Consider the following 25187-nt stretch of genomic DNA (forward strand, 5'->3'; position numbering starts at 1 on the left):
AAATCATTAATTACTTAAAACTATTTAAAATAACCAACGTTATCTTATTAGTTAATTTTTTAAATTAAAAAAGAAACATTATGAAAAATTCAAGAATAACGGCTACGGCTATTGCACTCACATTTGTGGCTTCTGTAGTATTTGCCGGTAACCATAAAGCTGGCGACCAGCAAAAAGCGAATGGACTGAATATAAAGAGAACCGTTATGGTTACAGATACAGTTCCGGATAAAAAGAAGAAGAAAAAAGAGCCAAAAGCTCCAACTCCGGCGCCAAATCCGACACCAACACCTACGGATCCAACTAATCCAAGTCCTACTCCTATGCCAACACCTGCGCCAACACCAAACCCTAATCCAACACCTACACCTACGCCAACACCAAATCCTAGTCCAACACCTGCGCCGGTGCCAAGTCCAACACCTACGCCAAGTCCAAACCCTTCACCAACGCCAACGCGTCCTGGTCAATAGTTTGGTTTTGGTTAATATAAAGCAAAAAGCCCGCTGTGAAAATTCACAGCGGGCTTTTTAAATATGATGAGATGTAATCAATTGCTGATAATCCCGGAATATGTGTTTTTGATTTAAATATGAGATAAAAAAACCTTCTTACTTGCTCACAAAGGTATAAGGCAAATTAGTGAATGTACCTGACAATATTTGTTGTACATTGATGGATATAATATTACCCTCATCGTCTGTATTAACTTGTTTGGAGGTAAATGAATAAGTACCCGTTATTACCTTCTTAACCGAATCGATAGCAGTTGTAGTAACAGATCCAGATCCTGGTTCTACAATACCTACCTGATTAAAATCGCCCCCAATTAATGTTTGGGTGTAATAAGCCAGCTGAACATTGTTGGTAGCATCAACTTTATAGGTAGCAAACGGAAAACCAGCGGTATTTGTGCTGTTAGGTACAGCTACACTGATACTTACCCGTTGCTGAGTGGCGGTACCAACCACCGTAAAAGTCTTGGTTTTAGCAGCAGCATTATAGGTGATGGCGGCGCTTACCGAATCAGGATTCCACGCGACACTGTTAATATTAGCAGATAGTATTTTATCGGAAATTGTAGAAGCAGAAGTAGTTACGTCCTTTTTACAGCTTTGAATACATATAGCTGATAAAAGTAACAGCATCAATAGTTGAGTTTTCTTCATATATAAATTTTATGCAAATAACGCTTTTTACGAAGTAATAATTACAACCGAAGTTGCTTTTTTCACATATTTTAACATTCTGTATGGATGCGTCATGCAATTGAGGTTTGCAAATTATAAAACAATTGATTTTAATTGAGCATATTAGGCCCTAAATTTTTTAAGCATGATCAACGTAAACGAATATTTTGAAGGCGCTGTTAAGTCGCTGGCTTATACCACCGCACAGGGCCGCAGCACTATTGGTGTTATTGAAAAAGGCGAGTATGAATTTGGAACATCGAGCCACGAAACCATGACCGTTATTGAAGGCCGGCTGGAAGCTTTATTACCCGGCGAAACTAACTGGCAATCCTTTACCGCCGGACAAATATTTGAGGTAGATGCAAATGTGGTATTTAAAGTTAAAACCGAAGTACAAAGCTCTTACCTGTGCACCTACCGGTAAAATAAAAAGGGCATTATTTGTAATTATATGGCGTATGTGTTATCTAATTATAAAAACATACCAACCATTTAAATGGTTAACCTAAACATCAATACCAATAATTAAAAAACAAATGGATACTTCACTTATTACTACCAGTACCTCTTTAGAGGGTTATCGTATCACCAAACATTTAGGTGTTGTTCGTGGTATTACCGTACGCAGCCGTAGCGCTCTTGGTAATATTGCCGGTGGCTTTCAATCACTTTTTGGCGGCAGGCTTTCTATTTATGTGGAGCTGTGTGAAAATGCCCGCGAAGAAGCTTTCCAGCTTTTAGTACAGCATGCACAGGCTTTGGGTGCCAATGGCATTATTAACATGCGTTATGATGCCAACGAAGTGATGCAGGGCATTACCGAAGTGCTGGCCTATGGAACTGCCGTTGTGGTTGAAAAAGTGTAAAACTGATATATGTTCTGTTAAAAGAGGGAGCGGTGATCATTACCGGTTCCTCTTTTTTTAACACCACATTTGATCTGAGGGGCAAATCAACACTTTAAAATAATAAGATAAAAAAACCGGCCAGGTAGCCGGTTTTTATAAAGACGATATCAAAACGCCCGTATTAATTAAAATACGAAAGCGGGATGGTTTTCCACATACCATTGGCCAGGTGACCAATCAGTAACTCATAAACCAGGTAAAGTGGCCAAAACAAATAGTGTATTAACAGCAATATCAGCGAATGATTATAGTACCAGCTGATCATCAGCGTGTACAAGCCTAATACAAGGTATAGTATACTGGTTTCTCTTTTCTTCATTATTTATTTTAAGCTAATGTACTGATTCGACTTAATTAGTGCAATTTTTCATGTTGTAAATTACGCTGTAATCAGCAGCTGCATTGGTTTGTTGCCTGCCCGTTTTAGCATCATAACTATACGGCTTTTGAGCAAGGGCATTCCCCCTTAACTGAAACTCCACGCTCATAGTATCTTTTGAGCCTTCCTGTGTAAAGGTCCATACTGCTTTGATGGCATTGCCACTAAGCGTTCCTGTGATAATCCCTTTACGCGCGTCTTTCTCTTTAGGGAGCCAGCTCATTTTTCCGGTTACCTTATTGCCGTTGATCAGCATATTAACCATGGTGGTATCCTGCGTCTGTTTGCCATCGGTATGATAAAAGCAATATTGCATATTTACCATAGGCGCATCAGCCTGGTTGGCCAATATTGTATCCTTTTTGCCGCCCGTACTTAGGGTATCAGCGGTATTACTATGGTTGCCTGAGCATGAGGCAGCCATCATACCTGCAACAAGCAGGCATAGTTTTATTTTTATGGCCATTTATAAATATCGTTATAAGTTATGACAAATTAAATGTCAAAAGGTTGAATGCCCCTTTACGATATTTATAATCTGATTTACAGATAGTTATTCTACATATAGAACACAGCCTGCAGGAATAATGAAAATGGAATGATCAGGGAGGGATGTATTACAATGGTTATGCAGTGTAAACAATAGGTGTTACACTACATAAATTGTAAATTGGAGTTTATACTTTTTTTTCGGGCGGGGTTGATACGATCTCGCCAAATTCATTGACATAAGCCATCATGCTTTCCAGATCGCTACCGCCACTGTTTTGCTGACGCTCCTGTTTACGCAGTTCTTTTTCTTCTTTCTTTTTTTGCCTGTTTTTTTCGAGCTGTTTTTTCATGAAGGTTGCTTGCGATTTAGCCATATTTATTAAAAATTTAGTTAAACAATGTGCTACTCCCGGTTAAAACCTATAAAACCCTATTACCTGAACAAAAAGTTCTACACTGAACATGCATGAAGAGGAGGATCATCAATTTAATTTCCGGGCAGCAACGGTATCAGCGGGGATAAAAATGAACCCTGGTCAACAAGGATTGATTTGCGGTGGCTATATGGGAAATAGCGATAATTTTCCGTTTGTGGTACAAATATACGATTTTTTAAGAAAAATCACGAATATGCCAGCCCTAATAGTTTGATCTATGGAACCCGGCCTTCGTAATTATACCCAACACAATACGCAAGGCAAGCAATAGCACCTCCAAACTCAAAATCACATCTTTTTTTTATATTGCTGCCTCAAATCCCAATTACCTATTATGAAACGCAGAAACTTTGTGCAAAACTCTGTATTGGCAGGTGCATCATTATTAACAACCGGACTTTTAAAACCAGATCCGGCGACAGCCGCGACCACAGCTCCCGATACCGGCAAACCCTTTCATTTAAACTATGGCATACATGATGGCATGTTTAAAAACCATGCCGGTGACGATTTTATTGATCAGATTAAGTTTGCTTATGACCAGGGCTTCCGCAGTATTGAAGATAATGGTATGGCCCGCCGACCAGTTGATCAGCAGAAAAAAATTGGTGATACATTGGCTAAATTAGGTATGGCCATGGGCGTTTTTGTGCAACCTGGTTTAGGTAATGATACCAACCTGTTAGCATCGGGCAAAGCCGAACATCTCGATAAATTCATCGCTAGCTGCAAGGAAGCGGTTGAGGTGGCCAAACGGATCAATAGCAAGCTGGTTACCGTAGTTCCCGGCGATTTTGTGCGTAACCTGCCTATTGGTATACAAACAGGCAATGTAATTGAAGCCATCAAAAAAGGCACGGCCATTATTGAACCTCATGGTCTGGTCATGGTGCTGGAACCACTCAGTGATAATCCCGACCTGTTTTTACGCACACCCGACCAGGCTTATGCTATCTGTAAAGCTGTGGGTAGCCCTTCCTGCAAAATTTTGTATGATATGTACCATGTACAGCGCAACCAGGGCAATATCATCCCTACCCTTAATTGGATTTATGACGAAATAGGTTATTACCAGATTGGTGATAATCCGGGTCGTAAAGAACCCGGCACTGGCGAGGTTAACTACAAAAACATATTCAAACATATTTACGATAAAGGATATAAAGGGGTGTTGGGTATGGAGCATGGAACAGCGGGTGCCGGTAAAGAGGGTGAGCTTGCCCTGATCAAAGCATACCGCGAAGCTGATAGTTTTATGTAAGCAATCGTTATCATAAATAATGAAATCAAAAACACCTCAGCGCCTATTTCTTACTGCAACCTGCCTACTGCTAGCCGCCAACTGCACAATGGCACAGGACAGTCTGTTTGCCCGTAAAATGGTTGATACTTTAACTTCGCCTTACTTTTGGGGGCGTGGTTATACCAAAGATGGCGTACACCGTGCTGCCGATTTTTTAGCCGGGCAATTTAAGACCTATGGTATAAAGCCCATGGATGGCAAAAGCTATCCGCAAGAGTTTAGTTACCCGGTTAATACTTTTCCGGGTAAAATGAAGGTAGTAATCAATGATGTGGAGCTTAAACCCGGCGTTGATTATATTGTAAGTCCGGACAGTAAAGGCGTGGCAGGTACAGGCAAGCTGGAGCAAATTGATAGTACACACTTTGTCGACAAGCAAAATCGTGTGGTTTTATCGCTCGAAAATAAGCTCACCTGGTCTGTTGAAGGCAAAGCACTTGATTATACATTGATCCAAATGGATAAAAAGTCGGTAAAACAAACACCGGCTACTATCCAGATCGATATAGAAAATCAATTAATCCCTGATTTTAAAACAGCAAACATCTGTGCTATGGTGAAGGGGACTTCCAAGCCCGACTCAATATTGGTGGTTACCGCGCATTATGATCATTTGGGTGGTATGGGTAGCAACACCTATTTCCCGGGTGCTAATGACAATGCCAGCGGAGTTACACAGTTATTAAGTTTAGCTAAATACTACGGAGCCCATCCGCAGCGCTACAGCATAGCCTTTATTTGCTTTTCGGGCGAAGAAGCCGGACTACTGGGTTCTAAATATTTTACCGACAATCCTTTGATCCCCTTAAAAAATATCCGCTTCCTGATCAATTTAGATCTTGACGGTACCGGGATTGAGGGAATTACCGTAGTGAACGCTACCATTTACCCCAAAGAATTTGCCGCATTAAAACAAATTAATAGCCAGGGTAATTACCTGGCAAAGGTAAACCCGCGCGGAAAAGCTGCCAACAGCGACCATTATTATTTTACAGAAAAAGGGGTTCCTGCATTTTTTATATACACATTAGGCGGTATCAAAGCCTATCATGATGTTTTTGATATCAGTAAAACTTTACCCCTTACGGAGTATAAGGACCTGTTTAAACTCATCCTAAGGTTTAACAGTAGTCTGATGACGAAACAAGGGGTAATCATATCATCAGCCAATTAATTATGCTCCAACTTAACTTTGACCCGTTTCCTGTTCTAACTACCGAACGCTTGATATTACGACAGTTTACTTTTGCCGATGCTTCAAAGCTTTTTGAGATACGAAAAGACCCGGTTATTATGCAATACATATCCCGGCCACTGGCAAAAACGCTTGATGATGTTATTGATCTGATAAAAGTTATTAACGATTTGTTAAGCGGCAATAATGGCATTACCTGGTGCATTACGCTTAAAAACGAGCATGAGTTTATCGGCAGCATAGGTTTTTGGCGTATAGAAAAAGAAAATTACCGGGCCGAGATAGGATATCTGCTAAACCCGGCTTATCAGGGTATGGGTATTATGCAGGAAGCCATAGAAACCATTATTAATTATGGTTTTGGAGCCATGAACCTGCACTCGATACAAGCTATCGTAAGCCCGCACAACGCCGCCTCAATAAAACTACTCCAAAAAAATAAGTTTACACAGGAAGCCTATTTTAAGGAGAATTATTTTTATAATGGGGCATTTAAAGACACCGCTGTTTACACGTTATTAACAAAAACTTAAATGTGTTAACAAAATATTTACTTCAGGTATTTTGAATTAAAAATTTTTAATGCATGTTTACAGCATAAAAACCAATTATAACTAAGGCCGAAACAATTCGGCGAAAATGAGGTTAACAATTATTAAAAACAAAAGAACTTATCATGGCAACAGAAAAAGGAAGCGGCATTACCGCGTATTCAGTAAAAACCAAAACTAAAAATGTACCTATGATCGATCCTGTTATCGACATAAAATCAGGAAGGTACATTGCAACGGGAAAAGATAGCGCAGGTAACAAAATGGCCGCTATTATGGGAAAAGCAACTGCCGAAGAGCATATCAAAAACGGTAACGCCAAAAAAGGCACTGGCTGGTAAATAGCACAATAAAACCCCAGGCATCTATTGATACCCGGGGTTTTATTTTATATCATATCTCCCCTCTTCTCTTAGTTTTCATTTTAGCCGGTCTTCTACCGGTATTATCACATAATCTTCAAGCTAAAATTTATTTGCCAGGCGCTAGTTAACCGTGTGGTTTTTACGCATTTCGGGTACTTTTACGCAAAAAAAATGGGTGAAAACACCTATTTCTCTTCAGTTTCATTTGTTTTATTTTTGTAACACCTGTTAATTAAAAACGAATGAGCCGATGTCTGTACGTATTCTTTGTATAAAAACCGATGCCAAGCTGCACAAAAACCCTTATGTAGCCATAGATTCATTAGAATGGGTAAATGAACGCATTAATGTAAAAGGGGTTACCGAGAGAGCAAAACTTTATGATTGGATAAAGGACGCCGACGGGGAAGCTTATGTTATTGACGAGTATGGCAATAAAACTACGCTGATCCCCGCGCTTTGCCCGGATGGTAATAAATATGTTAAAACCGTGTCTGACGAGTCGAAGCCAGATTATTTATTGACATTACCTCAAACCGCATAAGTTTTATATTAAATACCTACACGTTCCAGGTGTTAAACGGCTCTATCGATAAAGCCGAGTTGTAGTATTTTTTGTCGCCGGTAACCTCAACGGTGATCCATTGGGGTAACTTAAATGTTTCAGCCTCGTCTTCCAGTTCAATTTCCGCTACCAGCAAGCCCTGGTTTTCGCCTAAAAAATCATCTACCTCCCAAACTTTACCTTCATAGCTAATACAATAACGGATCTTTTCAAGCTCTGATACAGCAAAATTGTTTAGCAGCTCTACACCTTCGTTAACCGGGATGGTATATTCATACTCCAACCGACTTATCCCTTTTGTTTTTCCTTTAATGGTTATATAACCATGTTCGTCCGTGACACGCACACGGATAGTTTTGATATCGTCGCTCAGAATATATCCCTGGCGGTAGTGTTTACCTTCGGGTTTATTCAAAATCCGCCACTGTTCATGATCAACCAGGAACTTACGTTCAATTTCAATAGCCATATTTTTTATACCTGTGCGGCAAAGATAGGAATGAAAGCAACAAAATTTTGGTCTTGTTACACCTGTTTCTTAACCGCTATCACTATCCCCGTAGCCCAGCATTGTTTGGTGAGTACCAGGTCAGTCCGTTTTTCCAGATCTTCAACTAATTTTATAGCTTTTTCATGATGGCCACCGGGCCAGTTAGGTTGGGGTAGCATATCATCAATAATATATAAACCACCGGGATTAAGCATGGCTATAGCTTCGTCAAGCAACAGGTACTTACCATGCCAGGTATCGGCAAAAATATAATCGAACTTTAAATGCTCGTTTTGCTCAAACCAATCAGCACCATCTATGCAAACCAGTTCCAATCGGTCATCACCACCCAAAAACTGAGCGGCTATAGCTAAAAAACGGGCATCATTATCAATAGAAATAAGAGAAGAAGAGGCATCCATTCCATCCAATATCCAGGAAGTTGACAGCCCAGTACCCGTGCCCAGCTCCAGGAATTTACCACCCGGCTTTGAAACGGCCAGCGTTTTTAATAAAGAACAGGTTAAGGCATCAGAAGCCATGGTAAAACCCGACTCGATAGTGGCTTTATCAATATCATTATACGACTGAGGATAGGGCTGTTTTATTTCCTGGTTCATGAGATCTTGTTTTAAATTATGATTGTTTGGGTTACAAGTATAGTTAACAAAATCATAATTTAAAATACCATATAATATAATTTATACTAAAAACCAATTCGGTATTTAGATTCATCAATTATAAAAACTTTCTTTATAATCAACCTGAAAGACTTTATTTTATTGAATAGGAATGCAAAGCTCCGTTAGCCAGGTTAAGGCAAAGCAGCTGCTGCATGGGATAATTGAATTTACCTTCGGGTGAGCCCATGAAAAATAGCTTACTCCCATCTGGGTGTTTGTAAAGAAAACCGATATCCTCATAACCTGTGTTGGCCTGCCAGATAACCTTACCATCGGACTGCAAGGCGGTAAGCAATATCGGCGCGGTGTTCTCCATAGATGCCTTGTGCATCACAATCAGCCCCCCGTTATTTAAGCGGATGGTGGCATGTATATTATTATAACTGTTGACAAATAGCCGATAGGTTTCACTATTAGCAAGCGAATCAATGGGCCGCCGATAATTTTGATGCGAATCGATTAAAAAACCACCGTATATATAAACAGCATCATTTAATTTTTTCCAGTCGCCGCTAAGCTTGTCGGCAGGGTGGCTATATACAGATCTTCTTACCGATTTTTCTGAACTTCGGTGTTGTACTCCTTCCATTAAATTATTGGCCTGTAACAACTGTACTTCTTTCTCATCCAGCAAAGCCAGGCTTTGTTTACCATCGTCATAGGCCTGTGTCATCAAACTATTATAAGAGGGCTGATTTTTTGATTTAAAATACCGGTCGGGATTGTTCAAATTGATAACATCTGTTTTTAAGGTAAGACCATTAATGGCATAAAAAAGGCCATCCGTACCTTTAAACAAGACGGATTGTAAGGAGTCATTATAGGTATATTTGATATCGCTATCGTTGTATGATGATAGTTCTTCTTTACTCATTTTATCCTTAAGGGTTTCAAAATGATCATTTTGTGCTATCACCTCCCCTGTTTGTTTATCGATCACATACAACTCATTCCGCAGGAAAAATAAATATTTAGAAGACTGACCCAATAATGCCGCATGGCCAAAATCCTGGTCGCGGTTGTTTTTAGCATCAAGCTTTGCTCTCCATAATCTTTTGCCGCTTTCTACATCAATAGCTTCGGCATATCGGTTGTTGTCGGTATAGGTTTCTGTTGCTCCTGATTCATGGGTTACCACGGTAGCCATTACCGTATGTCCATTCGCGGTATAAAATAAGGCATCGGCCTGAGCATAGGTTGCTGCTCCACTATTGATGGCACTGACCACGCCTAAAATAATAGCAATTACGATCAATACAGGTAGCAGAAAAAGCAATACAAGTCGCCAGTAATTACGCTGAGATGGCAGCGCGCCAGGGAAATTGTGTTGTTGCATAAGGTAGTTTAACCAAAAACACGATGGCTTTCGATTTGTTTGACCTCTCAGCAGCACGGGTTAAAGCCGCATAACGCCATATACGTTCTGCGGCACGCCGTTTATTTTTTATTAAATGAGGGCAGGATATATTTACTGATCAGCTCATCAGAGGGCGATTTGGAGTTATAATTTCCACCGGTTATAGCAACAACCAGGTCCTGATCCGGGAAAACATATATTTTTTGACCGCCATTGCCTTGTGCAGCTTTTCCGTAATACCTAACAGCACCATCGGCATCCAGGTACTTTAACCACCACAGGTAGCCATAATCAACCCCTTGCACTACGGAGTGCTTTTGGAACGATTCCATTACCCAATCGGCAGGGATGATCTGTTTATTATTCCAAACGCCTTTGTTGAGGTACAACAATCCAAACTTGGCCATATCGCGCGGGTGCAGATAGATCTGGCAGTACTCATTAATGTTTGATCTATCAGGTTTAAAATTCCATTTATAACCGGTAATACCCAGCGGACCAAAAAGGTTCTTTTGGCCAAATTCCGGAAGCCCAATGTGGGTAGCTTTTTCAATAATGCGACCGATGGTAATGGGGTTGCCGGAACAATATCTTCCATCGTTACCCGGTTTATCAATCATCGGCAGGTCAAGGGTAAATTTAACCCAGTCGTCAGATGCATCCATCGCTTCCTCGCCGCCTTCCGATTTGGGGTTACTCACATCGCAATCCAAACCGCTTTGATTAGCCAGCATATTTTCAACAGTGATGGTTTTCTTGATATCGGTGTTATTGGCCAGGTTATATTCGGGAAAGTAGGAAACCACCCGCTCGTTCTTACTCTTGATAAACCCCTGATGTATAGCAATACCGGTAAGCGCCGATACCATACTTTTGGTAGCCGAACGCATCTCCTGCAAACTGTCTTTGGTATACTCGTAAAAATACTCTTCAAATACCAGCTTGCCGCCTTTTATAATTAAAACACTATGCACATTGGGATATTTACCGCGTACAATCTTGTTCATCATTTTATCGAGCAAAGCGGTATCCAAACCAACAGCCCTTGCATCACCGGGCTGCAAACCATCTTTAAATTTGGCAGGCATGGCATATTTATACTGATAGGTTTTAACGTCGGCCCCTAATTTAGGATACCACATTTTTGGTGAAAATGAAACACTCCGGGTAATGAGCTTATTCGTGTCGTTACCTTTGGTATAGCCAATAATCTGATTTGACGCATTTCTTAAAAAAGTGATCTTATTTTTGCCAATATCCAAAAAAATATCTTTACCGGAAGCTTTTAAAGGGTATACGCTTAGTTTAATAATGGCAACCAAACAGGTATCAACCGGCGAGGCCGCAATCTGTAATTTATCTTCTTTTCCATATTCATAAACACCTTCATACTCTTTTAGTTGTTGATAGGTTATTTTATAAGACCGTTGTGCAAACGAATAGCTGGCGGCTAATAAAAATATCAGTGCGAATAAGGTAATCTTCAGATTTCTCATTGTTCAGGTTTTGTATCAATAACGCAATCTAAACCAATTTATATTACAATTTATCAGGATACTAAAAATAATATTGGTAATACTTAATCCTTTAACCAAACCACCTTTTGTTCGCTCTGATGCTCTTTTCCAATAATATCACGGTATAATTCGGGTCTCCTGGCCTTGATGTAACGATAACCTCCTGCCAGTGTTAATTTATCGGCTTGGATATCAGCAATGGCAATTTCATTATCCAGCGAGGTGCATTCCGCTATAACATCACCATAGGGGTCAATAACCATGGAACAGCCGTTTTTAAGCTGATCATCGTCCATACCTATGGGGTTGGCAAAAATGGCGTATATCGCATTATCATAGGCCCGGGCAGGTAACCATTTCATGAGCCAGGCCCTGCCTTTAAGTCCGTTGAACTCTTCGCGTAGCCGTTTGGCGTTGCCGGCTTTATCCTTCCATAGTTCTGCATCAACAAAACCGGCACCCGGGCGGGTAGATGGTGTACACATGGTTACATGAGGCATAAAAATAATATCGGCACCCAACAATTTGGTAGCCCTTACATTTTCAATAACATTATTATCATAACAGATCAGGATGCCGCATTTCCACCCTAAAATTTCAAAAACGGTATAGTTGGTACCCGACTGTAAATGGGGGTTGATGAACGGATGCAGTTTGCGATGTTTGGCAACCAGGCCATTTTTATCTACGCACACGTAGGGTTTATATAAGTTACCATCTTCATCCTTTTCAAACAGTCCGGTCAGTATAATAATATCAAATTCCCGGGCATAAGCGGTAAGCGCCGAGATACTTTCTCCCCCGGGAACCACCTCTGCCAGGTCAAGCATTTGCTGTTTATCCAGGTGCCTGGCAAAAGTATAGCCCGTAATTGAACATTCATGAAAAGCGATAACATCAGCTCCCTGCTGTGCCGCCTTTTGCGATAATTGTTTAATAACAGATAGATTATAGGCTTTGTCGCCGCTTTTATGCTCAAACTGAGCGGTCGCTATTTTCAAGTTTTTCATATGCTTAGTATTAATATACAGCAAAGCTAAACCCACGCCTAAAGGTTACCTTGTAAAAAACCGACAATTGTGAAAAGCGCTAAACCTGCATAAAATTAATAGCCAGCAGGTTGTTTGTTTTATAGGCAGATGGGGTTATGCCAATGTTCCTCTTAAAATAGTTGTTGAGATGCGCCTGGTCATAATAACCACTCTGGTAAGCAGCATCTGCAATTTTTGTACCTGGTGAACTATTTTGCAAGCTTTTTAAAAAGTATTGCAGCTTCACAATGGCTGTGAAGCGCTTCGGACTTATCCCGATGTATTCGTTAAACCGGCGTTCGAGCTGCTTTTCGGTTATGGGTAAAACATTTAGCAAATGCGATACGGATATGTTTCCTTTATGGTTCTCTATCAGTTTTAAAGCTCCGGTAAGTATTTTATCAGGGTACAGAACATCAGCCAGCTTTTTGAATACAAAATTTTCGATATGTTCAATTTTGTTTTTGATATCAGTTTCATTCAAAACCCGGTCTTCCAGGTCTTCGGCATCACTTTTAAAAAGTTCGTTTAGTTTGATCAGGCTGTCATTTAATTCAACAGAGGCTATGCCAGATAAGGCATACAGGGCATAAGGCTGAAATACAACTACCAATATATCTAGTTCCCCGGTTGATGCCAGGTCCTTGTATTGCGTTAGCTGTCCGTAAACAAAGCTGCGCGGATGAACATAGGTTTCCGGCCGATGCATGGCATATTCTATCAACGGTGCTTTAAAATAGAACACCATCCCAGGGTTTCCGTCAGAAAACAAACGATAATTTAACTGCTTGCCGCAGTTATTTTCCAGTATTAAATAGTGCTTAATAATATGAGCAAGATGTGGCGATGGGGGTATTTGCATAATAAGCCTGATAACATAGTAAAGTTACAGTTTTTAATATAATTGGGGCGACACAACGATACCCATAACAATTATATAATATTCAAAAACCATACGAATTAAATATCTTAGGCATCATAAAATGTCAAACCTGCTATACAACATCTTATGAAGATTAAACTTATCATTTTTGCGCTTGTGTTATTAAGTACACAGGCTTATTCCCAGTCAAAAAACAGTATATCCATATTTTATGGTGTTGCCGCCAATAATGTGAACATCCATGGCGACATTGGCGATTATGGATACAAGTCAAAAAGCAGCACCATTATAGGTTTCGGTTACACCCATAATTTAACCAACTCCTTTGCGCTGGAAACCGGCCTGCAATACTCCAGCAATAAACTAATATTAAGCTATATTGTTCCTGACAGGGGCGAGATCCTGAGTCCTGGCAGAGCTAAACTAATCACGGTACCAATCTACGGTAAATACAGTTTTTTAAAATATCTGTATGTTAATGCCGGCCTCCTCGTCGACTTTGATTTTGGTGCCGATAATGATACCGGGATAAACGACCAAAAAGGCATCGGCGCTGAGATTGGTGTTGGTGGTAAATATGATTTTGGCAAAGTAACTGTTTTTATCAACCCATTTTTACTGGAACATCGCTTAATTGGCTTTAAAAACTATGGCCGAACCAATAGTATAGAAAACGCGGGTGTAAAGTTTGGCGTTGGGTATAATTTTTAGCGCGGAGAAGTTGAGGAGACGCATGTGATGCGTCTCTACATTTATTTTTTGTAGAGGCACATTACATGTGTCTCACAGATATCCAATAAGTAACAATGATGTTATGATGCCCCCCTATGCAACATATTGGTTATAACTTTCCGTTGATATTGGAAAAAGCTATAGTTTTGTCTGTTGCGCATGACAAAAAACGGATAGTCATAGCATCATTCAAATTTACCCCGATTGTAAAAAAATGTTAAATGACAGACCTGTTCGGCACGCTGCAACCCTAAATGTTTATATTAGCCCCTGTTAGCCGCTTTATATTATATTAATGATATCAAGAAAATTTTTACTCGTAATTTCTCTGTTATTCTCTTTTGGTTTTGTCGCTTCGGCGCAACAGGATAGCATACCCTTAAGTACGCTTATTCAAAAAACCGCCAAGTTTCAAAGCAGTTTCCCCATTGAAAAAGTTTATCTCCATTTGGATAAACCTTACTATGCCGTAGGCGATACCATTTGGTTTAAAGCTTATGTAACTGTCGAAAAACACCAGCCATCGGGGCTGAGCGGTGTGGTTTATGTTGATGTGATCAACAGCCAGGACTCTGTTATGGAAAACCTGCGTTTGCCTGTTAAAAATGGTTTCGCTAATGGTAACATTACCCTTACCGGTGATACCTATAAGCAAGGTCCTTACCGCATCAGAGCTTATACCAATTGGATGCGCAATTTTGACCCAGATTATTTTTACGATCATACCATTAACGTGGGTAACGCCATCGATAACCAGGTAAATACTTTTATCAGCTACAAAAGCTCCGCGAAAAAAGGTACTGTAAAGGTCGACGCGGACATCCTTTATAAAGATCCGGCTAATACCCCCTATGCCAACAGAAGGGTAAGCTGGCAATTGATGCGCAATGGCGACGCGGTAACCAAAGGCAGCGGTCGTACCGACGATAAAGGACATTTATTAGTTGACATACCCGAAAATGAGACCGCTACCATTACATCCAGCTCATTGGTAACAGCCATTGATATGGGCGAACGTAAATCGGTTACCAATTCATTTTCTTTAAAAGCTGCGGTAACTGCTTATGATGTACAGTTTTTTCCCGAAAGCGGGCAGCTTACCAATGGCATACGCTCAAAAATTGCCTTTAAAGCTATCAACTCCAAAGGATTGGGAACTGATGTAAAAGGAACTATAACAGACGATCAGGGTACTGTTATGGCATCTTTTACCTCTGCGCATCTGGGCATGGGTGTATTTGCCATAACCCCGGAAAGCGGAAAAGTATACACTGCCAACGTTACTTTTCCTAATGGATCCACGGGTACTTATAAGCTTCCACGGGTACAGGCCATGGGGATAAACCTGTCGGTATTCAATGCGGATGCGGATAACCTTACCGTTAAAATATCGGCCAACGAACTATTTTTACAGCGTAAACAAAATAAAAGTTTTTACCTGGTAGCACAAAGCGGAGGTGTTATTTACTATGCCGCCCAAACCGTATTACAAAACGCTGCCTACACAGCCAATATTCCAAAAAACAAGTTCCCAACGGGCATCGTACAGTTCACCCTGTTCTCATCTGGGGGCTACGCTCTGTGCGAGCGGGTGGCTTTTGTACAACATAACGACCTGCTCAATCTGGCTTTAAAACCTGATAAACCATCTTATACTACCCGGCAAAATGTAAGGATAGCCGTATCGGCAAAAAACAGCACTGCTCCTGTTGAAGGCAGCTTTTCCGTAGCCGTACTTGACGATACCAGCGTACCTACCAATGAAGACTCGGAATCGACCATATTAAGCACCCTGCTGCTTACATCAGACCTAAAAGGGTATATCGAAAAACCCAATTATTATTTCAATAAACCCGATCAGGAAAAACAAGACAACCTGGATATCCTGATGCTTACGCAGGGTTACCGCCGTTTCTCTTATGAAGATATACTGGCAGATAAAAACCCACCCATTTTTATCGCGCCTGAACAGGGGATCGAAGTATCGGGTATATTAAGAACCAATACGGGCCTCCCGGTAGGCAAAGGCAGCATACGCTTGCTGATACCAGATCGTAATTTTTCGGCCGAAACGATAACCGATCTGTCGGGTAATTTCAAATTTAGTAATGTAGTGGTTATGGATACCTCTAAAATAACCCTGAGCGCCCGTAATAATGTGAACGGCAAAAACATGGTAATCACCGTGAACGGCGAATTGTATCAGAAATTAAGTAAGAACCCTAATCAACCCGACGAAATTGTAAATATCGACAGCGCGATGCGCCCATACCTGGATAATAGTCGCAGGCAATATCAAAACTCCCGCGTGTTGAAAGAGGTGGTCGTAAAATCAACCAAGTTCGAGAAAAAACCAAGTCATAGTGACTTTGGCACATTTGCCGGGTTACCCGGACAGGCCGATCACGAAATATCGGGCGATCAGTTGAAAGACTGTCCCCTGCTGATCAACTGTTTAAGTACCATGGCTTTTGGTTTAACTTATGTCGACAATAATTTTTATATCACCCGTGATTATAACGCCGGCAAAAAAGTACCTGTGCAGATATACATAGGCAGTATGCCGGTTGATGTGAACTTTTTATCAACCATTTCAGGTGCCGAAGTAGCATCCGTTGAGATATTTTTAAAGGACGGTGTAAGCGGTATTAATCGCATGAATCAAACAAACGGCGTTTTGATCATCAACAAAAAAGTGATCAAAAAGGAAAAGATAACGCTGGCTCAGCTACAGGCGCTTATACCTAAACAAAACGTAGTTACTTTCGCCATACAGGGTTATGGTAAAGCCAAAGAGTTTTACATGCCTAAATATGATGTTACCAAACAAAGCTCGCTCGGGGCCGATCTGCGTAACACCATTTACTGGAACCCGAAAGTGATAACCGATAAAAACGGTGTAGCTTCGTTCAGCTTTTTTAACAGCGACGCCCGTGGATCATACCGTGTAATTATCGAAGGTCTGGATGCCGAAGGCGATCTTGGCCGCCAGGTGATGCATATCCAGGTGAAGTAATTTTGAGGAGATTTTGGGAGCAAGGAACAAAGACTATAGGACAAAATGTCCTGTCAATCCATGCTCCCAAAATCCTTGTTCTTTGTTCTAAAAATCTTTGCTCCAAAAGTCCCCAAATCCTTGTTCCAAAAGTCCTTGCTCTTTACTCCAATAATGGTTAGATTTATGAAACACATAAACTTATCATTATGGATTTTTCACACATCAATTGGCTGGCCGTGATAGCGGCCGGTGTTTCGGCATTTTTAGTTGGCGGTATCTGGTACTCCCCATTACTGTTCGCCAATCCCTGGATGGCTGATAACAAGCTTACTCCCGACGAATTAAAGACCTCCAACAAAGCTCGCACCTTTGGCATTTCGGCTATATTTTCTATCATTATGGCCGTTAACCTGGGTATGTTCCTCTCCGATGCCAAAACCGACATTTCATGGGGCGCTACGGCAGGTTCGCTGGCCGGTGTGTGGACATTCAGCGCCATTGCCATACAGGGCCTGTTTGAGCTAAAAAGCTGGCGGCTGATATTTATAAACGGCGGCTACAGCCTGGTATCATTAACGTTGATGGGCACCATTATAGGCTGGTGGAGGTAGAAAAAGTCCGGAGACACATGTAATGTGTCTCTACGTTTTGTTTTTTGTAGAGACGCATCACATGCGTCTTAGATTACGCGATCCTCTCTACACCCGATGATGATCAGCACGCCAGTTTTTGATGGTCTTTTTAATATCAGTTGCCGATAGATTTTCGGCTAACACTCGTTCTATTAAGGGAACCAGTTCATCATCGGGTGCAAAACGCAGGGCAGCTATCTGGGCTATGGTAAGTCTATTGTCCAGCGGTTGGCGGGTGAGTATAAAATAACGCAGACCTTCTTCGGCCCGTATGGCTCTGTCTTGCGCCTTTAGCGGAAACATGCGTGCAAACAGGCCCATCAGCAAACTACAGCCAAAAAGCAGCATAATGAGCAAGGCGCTCAAAAAGCCCGTCGTCTGCCATTGCATCACCACATTCACCATAGAAACTATCAATCCTACAATAAGCATACCTCCCAGCAAATAATGGAAGCCTGCAGCAGTGCGTTTATGGTTGGCAAAGTTTTGTGAGGTCATGGCTTGTTTTTTGACGAAAGATACTACTAAATTGTTACCACAGGCACATGCCATTATTACAATCGGGTTATAATATTTTTAAACAATGCAGGCATATTTGAGTTGATTTTAATAACAACAATTGATACTATGGCAAACACATTTGAAAAAACGTTCACATTAGGTGGCGACTATACCATAAACCGCCTGGGCTACGGTGCCATGCGCATTACCGGCCAGGGCATTTGGGGGCCACCAAAAGACAAGGATGAATGTATCAGTGTACTTAAACGGGCTGTAGAGCTAGGCGTAAACTTTATTGATACAGCCGATAGTTACGGCCCCAATGTTTCAGAAGAACTAATAGCCGAAGCACTTGCACCCTACCCTGCTGGCCTCATCATTGGTACCAAGGGCGGTTTCCTGCGTACAGGCCCTAATCAGTGGAATATCGACTCATCCCCGGCTCACCTTCAGGAAGCGCTGGAAGGTAGCTTAAAACGCCTGAAACAGGACCGTATCGATCTATATCAACTGCATCGCATAGATCCAAACGTGCCTGCCGAAAAAACCTTTGAATTTTTGCAAAAAGCACAGCAGCAGGGCAAGATCAAACACATTGGTCTGTCGGAAGTTAGCGTAGACGAGATCAAACACGCACAGCAATTTTTTGAAGTGGTATCGGTACAAAATATGTACAGCGTTGATAACCGCAAATGGGAAGCCGAACTACAGTATACCCGCGAGCAAAATATCGCCTTTATACCCTGGTACCCATTAGGTGGCGGCAATGTAAAAGGCGAGCAGATATTACAGGGCGTAGCCGATAAATATAGCGTTACCATACACCAGGTAGCCTTAAGCTGGTTGCTGCATCACTCGCCAAACATCCTGCTTATTCCGGGTACATCAAGCGTGGAGCACCTGGAAGAGAACATGAAAGCAGCCGATATCAAGTTGGACGAAGCCGATCTGCTGATCCTCGAAAGTCTGAAAAATATCAAATAAATCACCCCTAAAACGGGTAAAATAAGGGGATGCCATAATATGATGGTATCCTTTTATTTTTGTATCATCACCACATACATGAAAAGTAAAGAAGAGATCCTGAACAGCTATAATACCACCGGCAACGATGGTTTACCCGAAATATCGGCTCCCGACTTGCTAAAGGCCATGGAGACCTACAAAGAACAATACGCCGAAGCAGCTTTTAATGCAGCCCGGCAGCTAAAGAATAGTGCATATGAGTTTGCCACCTATGCCGATTATGCAGCTCATACCCTGCAGGAGGCCCGCCAGCAGGAGCAAAACCGCGATGAATTTACCGAAGCCATTACCCTGGCCGCCAACAGCGTATTGCCGCATTTTATACCGCATGATCGCACCATAAAAGAGTTCTCATTCAACTTTACCATGCAGGACAAAAGCTATACCGCCTTTTATAAAAAAGATGCCGAGGGTTACTGGCAACTGAACACCTGGACCGCCGCCATTTAATATCCCGACAGACCAAACGGTCGGTCATATTTTTTTTTTTTGGGGGGGGGGGTAGCTTCTGTTTTTTAGCCTAAAACTTTTTAAACCTTAAATTTTAACACTTTTCTGCCCGAAAAGGGGCTAAAAGCGGGTCAAAAGCCCTTGAAAAACTCTCATTTTAACACTTTTTAACAAATTTTAACACAGTTTTGAGCAGTTTTCAAAACTTTAAAAAGTATTAATTTATTAACTATCAATACATTAACCACAAAACACTCTATTTTTGACCTTGTTTTGTCTTAACTAAAACAGCCCGCTTATCTCCTGAAAGAGACAAGCGGGCTGCTGTTGATATAAATATACGAAAAATTATGGGTAGATGTGGTGGCGGAAAATGAATATCGTAGACTACTCACCTCGTCTGCGCTTCGTTTTTCTCCACCTGTCATTGCGAGGTTTTTTATGCCCCCTCTTCGGGTGAGTCGACTATCCAACCACCGCTACTTTAAACGGCTTCACATCAACCGATTCCCATACTTTTTGGGTAATATAAGGTTCATTCTGCTTCCAGGCTTCCAGGGCTTCCTCAGTTTCAAACTGCATGATCATGACTGAGCCTATCATATTACCCTCGTCATTGAGTATAGCCCCTCCTTCCACGTAATTACCGTTTTCTTTCAGCACTCTTACGCCATCTAAATGATGCGGGCGCACATCCATGCGGCGTTGCAACGCGCCGTCATCCGTATAATCATATCCCGTAACCAGGTATTGCTTCATAATTAGTGAATTATTGATTTAGTGATTTTTTTATTGTTTCTTGTCGGGATCAAAGGTGATCTTCCAGCTGATCCCAAATCTATCGGCCAGCATCCCATAATGCGTGCTCCAAAAAGTTTCACCTATAGGCATAATGGCCCGTCCTCCTTCAGATAGTTCATTATATATGCGATAAGCTTCATCCTGGCTAACCGTGCTGAGATAGAGATAAAAATTATTGGCGATCCCGGGTGCTAATCCTTGGTGTGTTTCTATACTATCGCAGCCCATGATAACCGTATTCGGGGCAATTTGTAAAGAGGCATGCATGATCTTTTCATCAGCCGAAAGCGGAAATAATTTTTTATCTGCTTGCGGTACATCCTTATAACGCCCCATGAACAGGATCACGCCACCAAAAACAACTTTATAAAAATTGAAAGCTTCTTCGCAATTATCTTTAAAAACCAGGTAAGGGTTTAGCGTTGTCATTGTTTTCTGATTAATTTAAGCATACTGCTTCCAATTATTTTATCCAACAGGTAAGTTACTGTTCTGTTTGCCTTTGTTATCGTAAAACTATACATTTAAACCTCCTGCACGGCCACATCATTGTCCGAAAAAATTAAAAATTTCTATTTTAAATTTATTTTATAAATGTATATTTGACAATTTTTACAATATTTGTTATTCCAAAATAACTAACCTGAAATAATGAAGAATACTTTGCAGCAGGAATTTACTAAGCTTTATAATAAAGAGGCCGACGCCACCTATTTTTCTCCGGGTCGCGTAAACCTTATCGGCGAACATATTGATTATAACGGCGGTTTGGTTATGCCATGCGCCATCACCTTCGGAACTTACCTGTTAATATCCCCTAATGAGGATGGCGTTTTTCGCTTCAGGAGTTTAAACTTTACCGATCAGGACGATATCCCTGTTCAGCAACGTTATGAAAAAACTGGCGACGAATGGTTCAACTTTCCTATCGGTGTCATAGATCATTTTGGTAAGGATGGCCACCAGCTAAAAGGCCTGGATATGCTTTTTTATGGCGATATCCCTATAGGTTCAGGTCTGTCGTCATCGGCCTCTATCGAGGTGGTTACGGCTTATGCCCTCAATGATCTGTTTAACTGTGGTTACAGCAAGCTCGACCTGGTTAAACTGTCAAAATCTGTCGAGAATAATTTTATCGGTGTAAACAGTGGTATCATGGACCAGTTTGCTGTTGCCTTTGGCGAAAAGAACAAGGCCCTGATGCTGAACTGCGACACCCTGGATTACCAGGCGGTTGACAGTAACCTGGGCGATCACGTGCTGGCTATCATCAATACCAACAAACCCCGCAAACTGGCGGAATCGAAATATAACGAACGCGTGCAGGAATGTCAGCAAGCGCTGAAAGCCCTGCAACAGGAGCTGGAGATCAATCACCTGTGTGATATTGATGCCGATACATTCGCCAAATATCAGCACCTGATCACCAATCCGGTAGTGCTGAACCGGGCCAAACACGTGATTGAAGAGAACGACCGTGTAAAACTGGCCGCAACAGCGCTGGCTGCTAATAACTTACAGGAATTTGGCCGGTTAATGTATGCTTCGCACGATTCACTGCGCGACTTATACGAAGTAAGCGGCGCCGAGCTCGATGCCGTGGCCGAATATAGCAAAACCAACCCTAACGTGGCCGGTGCCCGCATGACCGGTGCAGGTTTTGGCGGTTGCGCCATAGCTTTGGTTAAGGCTGATGCATTTGATAATTACAGTGCCGAAATAACCGAATACTACACCCAAAAAATTGGCTATGCACCATCCGTTTACAACTCACTGATCGGTAATGGTGTAGGATTGCTGAATTTACTGGTTAATTAATACTTTTGCGCTTGGTTTTTTTGTCCATGGACTATGGACCATAGACCATGGACAAAAATTATGCGCAAATTAAAATTAGATGAGCTGAACCGGGCTTCGGTTGATGAATTTAAGGCACAGGATAAACTGCCAGTAGCCGTTGTACTGGATAATGTGCGCAGCATGCACAACATAGGCTCTATTTTCCGTACCTCGGATGGTTTTGCGGTGGAGCAGATCTGTCTTTGCGGCATTACCGCCCAGCCCCCGCACCGCGAAATTGAAAAAACTGCCCTCGGCGCCACACAATCCGTTAACTGGACCTATTACGAAACCCCGCTGCAGGCTGTAGAGCAATTACGCAAGGATGGTTACCGCATCATCGCCGTTGAGCAGGCCGAAAACAGCACCATGCTCAACGAGTTTACCCCGCTCGACAATGAAAAATACGCCCTCATCTTCGGCAACGAAGTAAACGGCGTAAGCGAGGAGGTGATGCAAAATATCGACGCCTGTATTGAAATACCCCAATTCGGCACCAAACATTCTTTTAATATCGTGGTATCGGCAGGGATCGTCCTTTGGGATTTCTTTGCTAAAATGGCGATGTAAGGTAAATGCATTTAACTAAATCCATGTCATTGCGAGCGAAGCGTGGCAATCTCGTAGCTATTCTTATCCATGACAACGCGAGGAGATTGCTTCGTCGTTCCTCCTCGCAATGACATAGTGGTAAAAGCCCCAACCCTTTAGACAAAGGCTGTCATGCTGAGCTCGTCGAATCATGGTGGGCAGGCCTCTACGCACGTCCTTCGACAGGCTCAGGGTGACAGGCACGAGGCTTTAAAGACTTACGAAGTTTTAAAAACTTCGTAAGTCTGGCTTCCCGTTTTAGCAAAATCAGTCACTTAAATAACCACCACCAAACGCTTACCGCCATCCACTTCCAGATCCCAAAGCTCAGCGATGTTTTCCAGTTTTACAGTGACGGTATCCACCTTGAGCTTACCAGCAGCGGCAAGTGCAAACATCTCGGGTAAGATCTGGCTGAAAAGCTGTCCAACCTGCGGCTTTGACCAGGCACCCAGTCCAGAACCTGTTAATTGCAGATCGACACTGCGAAGATTTGCAGCTGATAATTGGATCAGATCGCCGGTCATGCTGCCTACGGATACATATCTAACCCTGTTGGTGAATGAGCCTTTGCCTTTTACGCAGGCCAGAATCATTTCGGCAGTATGGCCCCACAGGTAATCGATGATCACATCGATAGGCGTAGCTGCATGGATAACGGTCAGCTGCGCTTTAAAACTTTCATCATCCTGCATAACTGAAACTATTTCGTCGGCACCAAGCGATAACAGATCCTCCAGCGAAGCCAGGTTCCGGCCCGTTACGATCACTTTTTTGGCCCCGTAATGTTTGGCTATCTGCACCGCTACGCGCCCGGTAAAACCAGTGGCCCCGTTGATCAGCACCACATCGCCCGGCTGAATATCCGCTTTAAATTTAAGCCCCATCGCTGCGCCGATCACCGCGTTGGGCAGGGCCGCCGCTGTGGCATCGTCCAAGTCATTTGGAATTTTTACGGTACGGTCTTTATCAATGGTCGCTCTCTCAGCCAGCATACCGCTTATACCCATGCCATATACGCGCATTCCATCTGCAAGCAGACAAACACCGTCACCGCCAATGACCTTTCCGCTTTCTTTTGGCGCATCGCTTGAATAGTGCTTGCCGCTGGCCTTGCTTTTATCCAAATGTTTGATGGCTACCGCCTTTACGGTTACCAGTACTTCATCCTCGTTATGAACTATCGGCTCCGGAAAATTTGTATATTGAGGTAAACCTCCTTGTTGATACATTACTGCTGCTTTCATTTTTATTATTTATTTATACAAAAGTAGAGCGGCAAACAACGCCGGACGATAACATTTGTTATCAAATGCAGGAATCGACTCACCCCGTCTGCGCTACGCTGGAGGGCTCTCTGACTTATAAAACCATGTCAGGAGCGTAGCGTGGCAATCTCGTCACTTGCATATTAAACGCGAGGAGATTGCTTCGTCGTTCCTTCTCGCAATGACATATAGGGAAAAGCGGCTTTAATTGAAATTGTTATTAAATTAGCTTACCTATAAACCACCAACAAACCAACCTCATGAACGCCCTTGCCAAAAAACTGCAAATGAAACCCCATACGCGCTGGCTGTTGCATAAAGCGCCGGCTAACTACCTGGAAAGCCTGGAGCCCCTGCCCGATGATGTGGAGATAGTACATAATACCGCGGGTAATTTTAATGGCATACAGCTGTTTGTCACCAATAGTGTGGAACTGGCGGATGAACTGAAAGTGATCGTTCCACTGCTAAAGGATGATACCATATTCTGGATCATCTACCCTAAAAAGAACTCAGGTATTACAACCGACCTGGAGATGATGAGCAGCTGGGATGCGCCAGCTCAATACGGTATCCGTCCGGTAGCTTCGGCGGCGGTTAACGAGGTGTGGACGGGCCTGCGTTTCCGTCCGGTGGACAAAGTAAAAGTTTCGGCAGGCCGTAATGACGCGGTACGGAATAACGAGTACAGCGCCTATATTGATGTAGATAAAAAAACTGTAACCCTGCCCGATGATATCAAGGCATCGCTGGAACAGCATCCGGATATACTAAACTGGTTTCATCAGCTGGCCTATAGCCATAAAAAGGAATATGTGCTATGGATATTGACCGCCAAACAGGAAAAAACCCGGCAAGACCGCATGACTAAAATGGTGGAGATGCTGATCAACAAAAAGAAAAATCCTTCGGATAAGTAAATATTCCCAGTTCCATCCCCTCTTGAGAGGGGAATCGCACTTGCTCCGCTTTTTTCTATCTTACCGCTATGAAGAAGCCT

At 42.2% G+C, this 25187-nt stretch carries 30 protein-coding genes; 16 read left to right on the forward strand and 14 right to left on the reverse strand.

Going from position 1 to position 25187, the window contains the following annotated elements; translation table 11 throughout:
* Positions 1-80 precede the first annotated feature (80 nt).
* Positions 81-473: a hypothetical protein gene (locus BLR84_RS30035; RefSeq protein WP_176852059.1), complete on the forward strand. Its 393-nt coding sequence runs from the start codon at positions 81-83 to the stop codon at positions 471-473.
* Positions 474-611: 138 nt separating this feature from the next.
* Here BLR84_RS30035 and BLR84_RS13680 read toward each other — a convergent pair whose 3' ends face one another.
* Positions 612-1169, reverse strand: coding sequence for a hypothetical protein (locus BLR84_RS13680; RefSeq protein ID WP_143013901.1), 558 nt, complete (start codon positions 1167-1169; stop codon positions 612-614).
* A 166-nt stretch (positions 1170-1335) separates the two neighbouring features.
* Between BLR84_RS13680 and BLR84_RS13685 the strand changes: the two genes are divergently transcribed.
* Both BLR84_RS13685 and BLR84_RS13690 read left to right on the forward strand, forming a co-directional pair.
* Positions 1336-1617, forward strand: a complete 282-nt coding sequence (locus tag BLR84_RS13685) for a pyrimidine/purine nucleoside phosphorylase (protein ID WP_090468774.1) — start codon at positions 1336-1338, stop codon at positions 1615-1617.
* A gap of 112 nt (positions 1618-1729) precedes the next feature.
* Positions 1730-2059, forward strand: coding sequence for a YbjQ family protein (locus BLR84_RS13690; protein WP_090468776.1), 330 nt, complete (start codon positions 1730-1732; stop codon positions 2057-2059).
* Positions 2060-2222: 163 nt separating this feature from the next.
* Here the strand turns inward: BLR84_RS13690 and BLR84_RS13695 are convergent, their stop codons facing one another.
* From BLR84_RS13695 to BLR84_RS13705, 3 genes are all read right to left on the reverse strand, one after another.
* Positions 2223-2420 (reverse strand): hypothetical protein, encoded by a 198-nt coding sequence (locus BLR84_RS13695; protein ID WP_090468778.1) that lies wholly within the window; start codon positions 2418-2420, stop codon positions 2223-2225.
* A 31-nt stretch (positions 2421-2451) separates the two neighbouring features.
* Positions 2452-2946, reverse strand: coding sequence for a hypothetical protein (locus BLR84_RS13700; RefSeq protein WP_090468780.1), 495 nt, complete (start codon positions 2944-2946; stop codon positions 2452-2454).
* A 211-nt stretch (positions 2947-3157) separates the two neighbouring features.
* Complete coding sequence (locus BLR84_RS13705) at positions 3158-3346, reverse strand: hypothetical protein (protein WP_076372763.1); 189 nt, start codon at positions 3344-3346, stop codon at positions 3158-3160.
* 397 nt (positions 3347-3743) lie between these two features.
* Here BLR84_RS13705 and BLR84_RS13715 point away from each other — a divergent pair, with 397 nt between their 5' ends.
* The 5 genes from BLR84_RS13715 (at position 3744) to BLR84_RS13735 (ending at position 7367) form a co-directional block, all read left to right on the forward strand.
* Positions 3744-4670, forward strand: coding sequence for a hydroxypyruvate isomerase family protein (locus BLR84_RS13715; RefSeq protein ID WP_090468784.1), 927 nt, complete (start codon positions 3744-3746; stop codon positions 4668-4670).
* 19 nt (positions 4671-4689) lie between these two features.
* The gene (locus BLR84_RS13720; protein ID WP_218128321.1) at positions 4690-5886 is read left to right on the forward strand and encodes a M28 family metallopeptidase; all 1197 of its coding nucleotides are present in this window, start codon (positions 4690-4692) and stop codon (positions 5884-5886) included.
* 2 nt (positions 5887-5888) lie between these two features.
* The gene (locus BLR84_RS13725) at positions 5889-6440 is read left to right on the forward strand and encodes a GNAT family N-acetyltransferase (protein WP_090468786.1); all 552 of its coding nucleotides are present in this window, start codon (positions 5889-5891) and stop codon (positions 6438-6440) included.
* 143 nt (positions 6441-6583) lie between these two features.
* A complete protein-coding gene (locus BLR84_RS13730; RefSeq protein ID WP_076371974.1) occupies positions 6584-6799 on the forward strand; it encodes a hypothetical protein in 216 nt (71 codons plus the stop codon).
* A gap of 274 nt (positions 6800-7073) precedes the next feature.
* Positions 7074-7367: a DUF3892 domain-containing protein gene (locus BLR84_RS13735; protein ID WP_090468788.1), complete on the forward strand. Its 294-nt coding sequence runs from the start codon at positions 7074-7076 to the stop codon at positions 7365-7367.
* 16 nt (positions 7368-7383) lie between these two features.
* On the opposite strand, the gene BLR84_RS13740 is transcribed toward BLR84_RS13735, so the two are convergent.
* The 6 genes from BLR84_RS13740 to BLR84_RS13765 all read right to left on the reverse strand — a co-directional run bounded on the left by BLR84_RS13740 (position 7384) and on the right by BLR84_RS13765 (position 13328).
* Positions 7384-7857, reverse strand: a complete 474-nt coding sequence (locus BLR84_RS13740) for a CYTH domain-containing protein (protein ID WP_090468790.1) — start codon at positions 7855-7857, stop codon at positions 7384-7386.
* Positions 7858-7913: 56 nt separating this feature from the next.
* Positions 7914-8498: an O-methyltransferase gene (locus tag BLR84_RS13745; RefSeq protein ID WP_090468792.1), complete on the reverse strand. Its 585-nt coding sequence runs from the start codon at positions 8496-8498 to the stop codon at positions 7914-7916.
* A 154-nt stretch (positions 8499-8652) separates the two neighbouring features.
* Positions 8653-9897 carry a PA2928 family protein gene (locus tag BLR84_RS13750; protein ID WP_090468794.1) on the reverse strand — a complete coding sequence of 415 codons (1245 nt, stop codon included), beginning with the start codon at positions 9895-9897 and terminating at the stop codon, positions 8653-8655.
* Between the two features lie 101 nt (positions 9898-9998).
* A complete protein-coding gene (locus tag BLR84_RS13755; RefSeq protein WP_090468796.1) occupies positions 9999-11414 on the reverse strand; it encodes a serine hydrolase domain-containing protein in 1416 nt (471 codons plus the stop codon).
* 83 nt (positions 11415-11497) lie between these two features.
* Entirely contained in the window at positions 11498-12445 is a 948-nt protein-coding gene (locus tag BLR84_RS13760) for a nitrilase family protein (protein ID WP_090468798.1), read from the reverse strand.
* 79 nt (positions 12446-12524) lie between these two features.
* Positions 12525-13328: a helix-turn-helix domain-containing protein gene (locus tag BLR84_RS13765; RefSeq protein WP_090468800.1), complete on the reverse strand. Its 804-nt coding sequence runs from the start codon at positions 13326-13328 to the stop codon at positions 12525-12527.
* Between the two features lie 147 nt (positions 13329-13475).
* Between BLR84_RS13765 and BLR84_RS13770 the strand changes: the two genes are divergently transcribed.
* The 3 genes from BLR84_RS13770 (at position 13476) to BLR84_RS13780 (ending at position 17690) form a co-directional block, all read left to right on the forward strand.
* The gene (locus BLR84_RS13770) at positions 13476-14060 is read left to right on the forward strand and encodes an outer membrane beta-barrel protein (protein ID WP_090468802.1); all 585 of its coding nucleotides are present in this window, start codon (positions 13476-13478) and stop codon (positions 14058-14060) included.
* Positions 14061-14376: 316 nt separating this feature from the next.
* Positions 14377-17097: a hypothetical protein gene (locus BLR84_RS13775; protein ID WP_090468804.1), complete on the forward strand. Its 2721-nt coding sequence runs from the start codon at positions 14377-14379 to the stop codon at positions 17095-17097.
* 188 nt (positions 17098-17285) lie between these two features.
* Positions 17286-17690, forward strand: a complete 405-nt coding sequence (locus BLR84_RS13780) for a DUF1761 domain-containing protein (RefSeq protein ID WP_090468806.1) — start codon at positions 17286-17288, stop codon at positions 17688-17690.
* A gap of 87 nt (positions 17691-17777) precedes the next feature.
* On the opposite strand, the gene BLR84_RS13785 is transcribed toward BLR84_RS13780, so the two are convergent.
* Positions 17778-18209 carry a DUF6526 family protein gene (locus BLR84_RS13785; RefSeq protein WP_090469330.1) on the reverse strand — a complete coding sequence of 144 codons (432 nt, stop codon included), beginning with the start codon at positions 18207-18209 and terminating at the stop codon, positions 17778-17780.
* Positions 18210-18338: 129 nt separating this feature from the next.
* Between BLR84_RS13785 and BLR84_RS13790 the strand changes: the two genes are divergently transcribed.
* Both BLR84_RS13790 and BLR84_RS13795 read left to right on the forward strand, forming a co-directional pair.
* Positions 18339-19196, forward strand: coding sequence for an aldo/keto reductase (locus BLR84_RS13790; protein ID WP_090468807.1), 858 nt, complete (start codon positions 18339-18341; stop codon positions 19194-19196).
* A gap of 78 nt (positions 19197-19274) precedes the next feature.
* The gene (locus BLR84_RS13795) at positions 19275-19688 is read left to right on the forward strand and encodes a hypothetical protein (protein WP_090468809.1); all 414 of its coding nucleotides are present in this window, start codon (positions 19275-19277) and stop codon (positions 19686-19688) included.
* Between the two features lie 465 nt (positions 19689-20153).
* Here the strand turns inward: BLR84_RS13795 and BLR84_RS13800 are convergent, their stop codons facing one another.
* A complete protein-coding gene (locus BLR84_RS13800; RefSeq protein WP_090468811.1) occupies positions 20154-20447 on the reverse strand; it encodes a YciI family protein in 294 nt (97 codons plus the stop codon).
* 30 nt (positions 20448-20477) lie between these two features.
* Positions 20478-20918, reverse strand: a complete 441-nt coding sequence (locus BLR84_RS13805; protein WP_090468813.1) for a VOC family protein — start codon at positions 20916-20918, stop codon at positions 20478-20480.
* Positions 20919-21140: 222 nt separating this feature from the next.
* Between BLR84_RS13805 and BLR84_RS13810 the strand changes: the two genes are divergently transcribed.
* Positions 21141-22307, forward strand: a complete 1167-nt coding sequence (locus tag BLR84_RS13810) for a galactokinase (protein ID WP_090468815.1) — start codon at positions 21141-21143, stop codon at positions 22305-22307.
* Between the two features lie 60 nt (positions 22308-22367).
* Positions 22368-22898: an RNA methyltransferase gene (locus tag BLR84_RS13815; RefSeq protein WP_090469333.1), complete on the forward strand. Its 531-nt coding sequence runs from the start codon at positions 22368-22370 to the stop codon at positions 22896-22898.
* Between the two features lie 296 nt (positions 22899-23194).
* On the opposite strand, the gene BLR84_RS13820 is transcribed toward BLR84_RS13815, so the two are convergent.
* A complete protein-coding gene (locus BLR84_RS13820) occupies positions 23195-24166 on the reverse strand; it encodes a quinone oxidoreductase family protein (protein WP_090468817.1) in 972 nt (323 codons plus the stop codon).
* A gap of 281 nt (positions 24167-24447) precedes the next feature.
* On the opposite strand from BLR84_RS13820, the gene BLR84_RS13825 reads away from it, so the two are divergent.
* Positions 24448-25107, forward strand: a complete 660-nt coding sequence (locus BLR84_RS13825; RefSeq protein WP_090468818.1) for a YdeI/OmpD-associated family protein — start codon at positions 24448-24450, stop codon at positions 25105-25107.
* Positions 25108-25187: the final 80 nt, after the last annotated feature.

The sequence above is a fragment of the Mucilaginibacter sp. OK268 genome (assembly GCF_900103125.1).
GTDB lineage: Bacteria > Bacteroidota > Bacteroidia > Sphingobacteriales > Sphingobacteriaceae > Mucilaginibacter.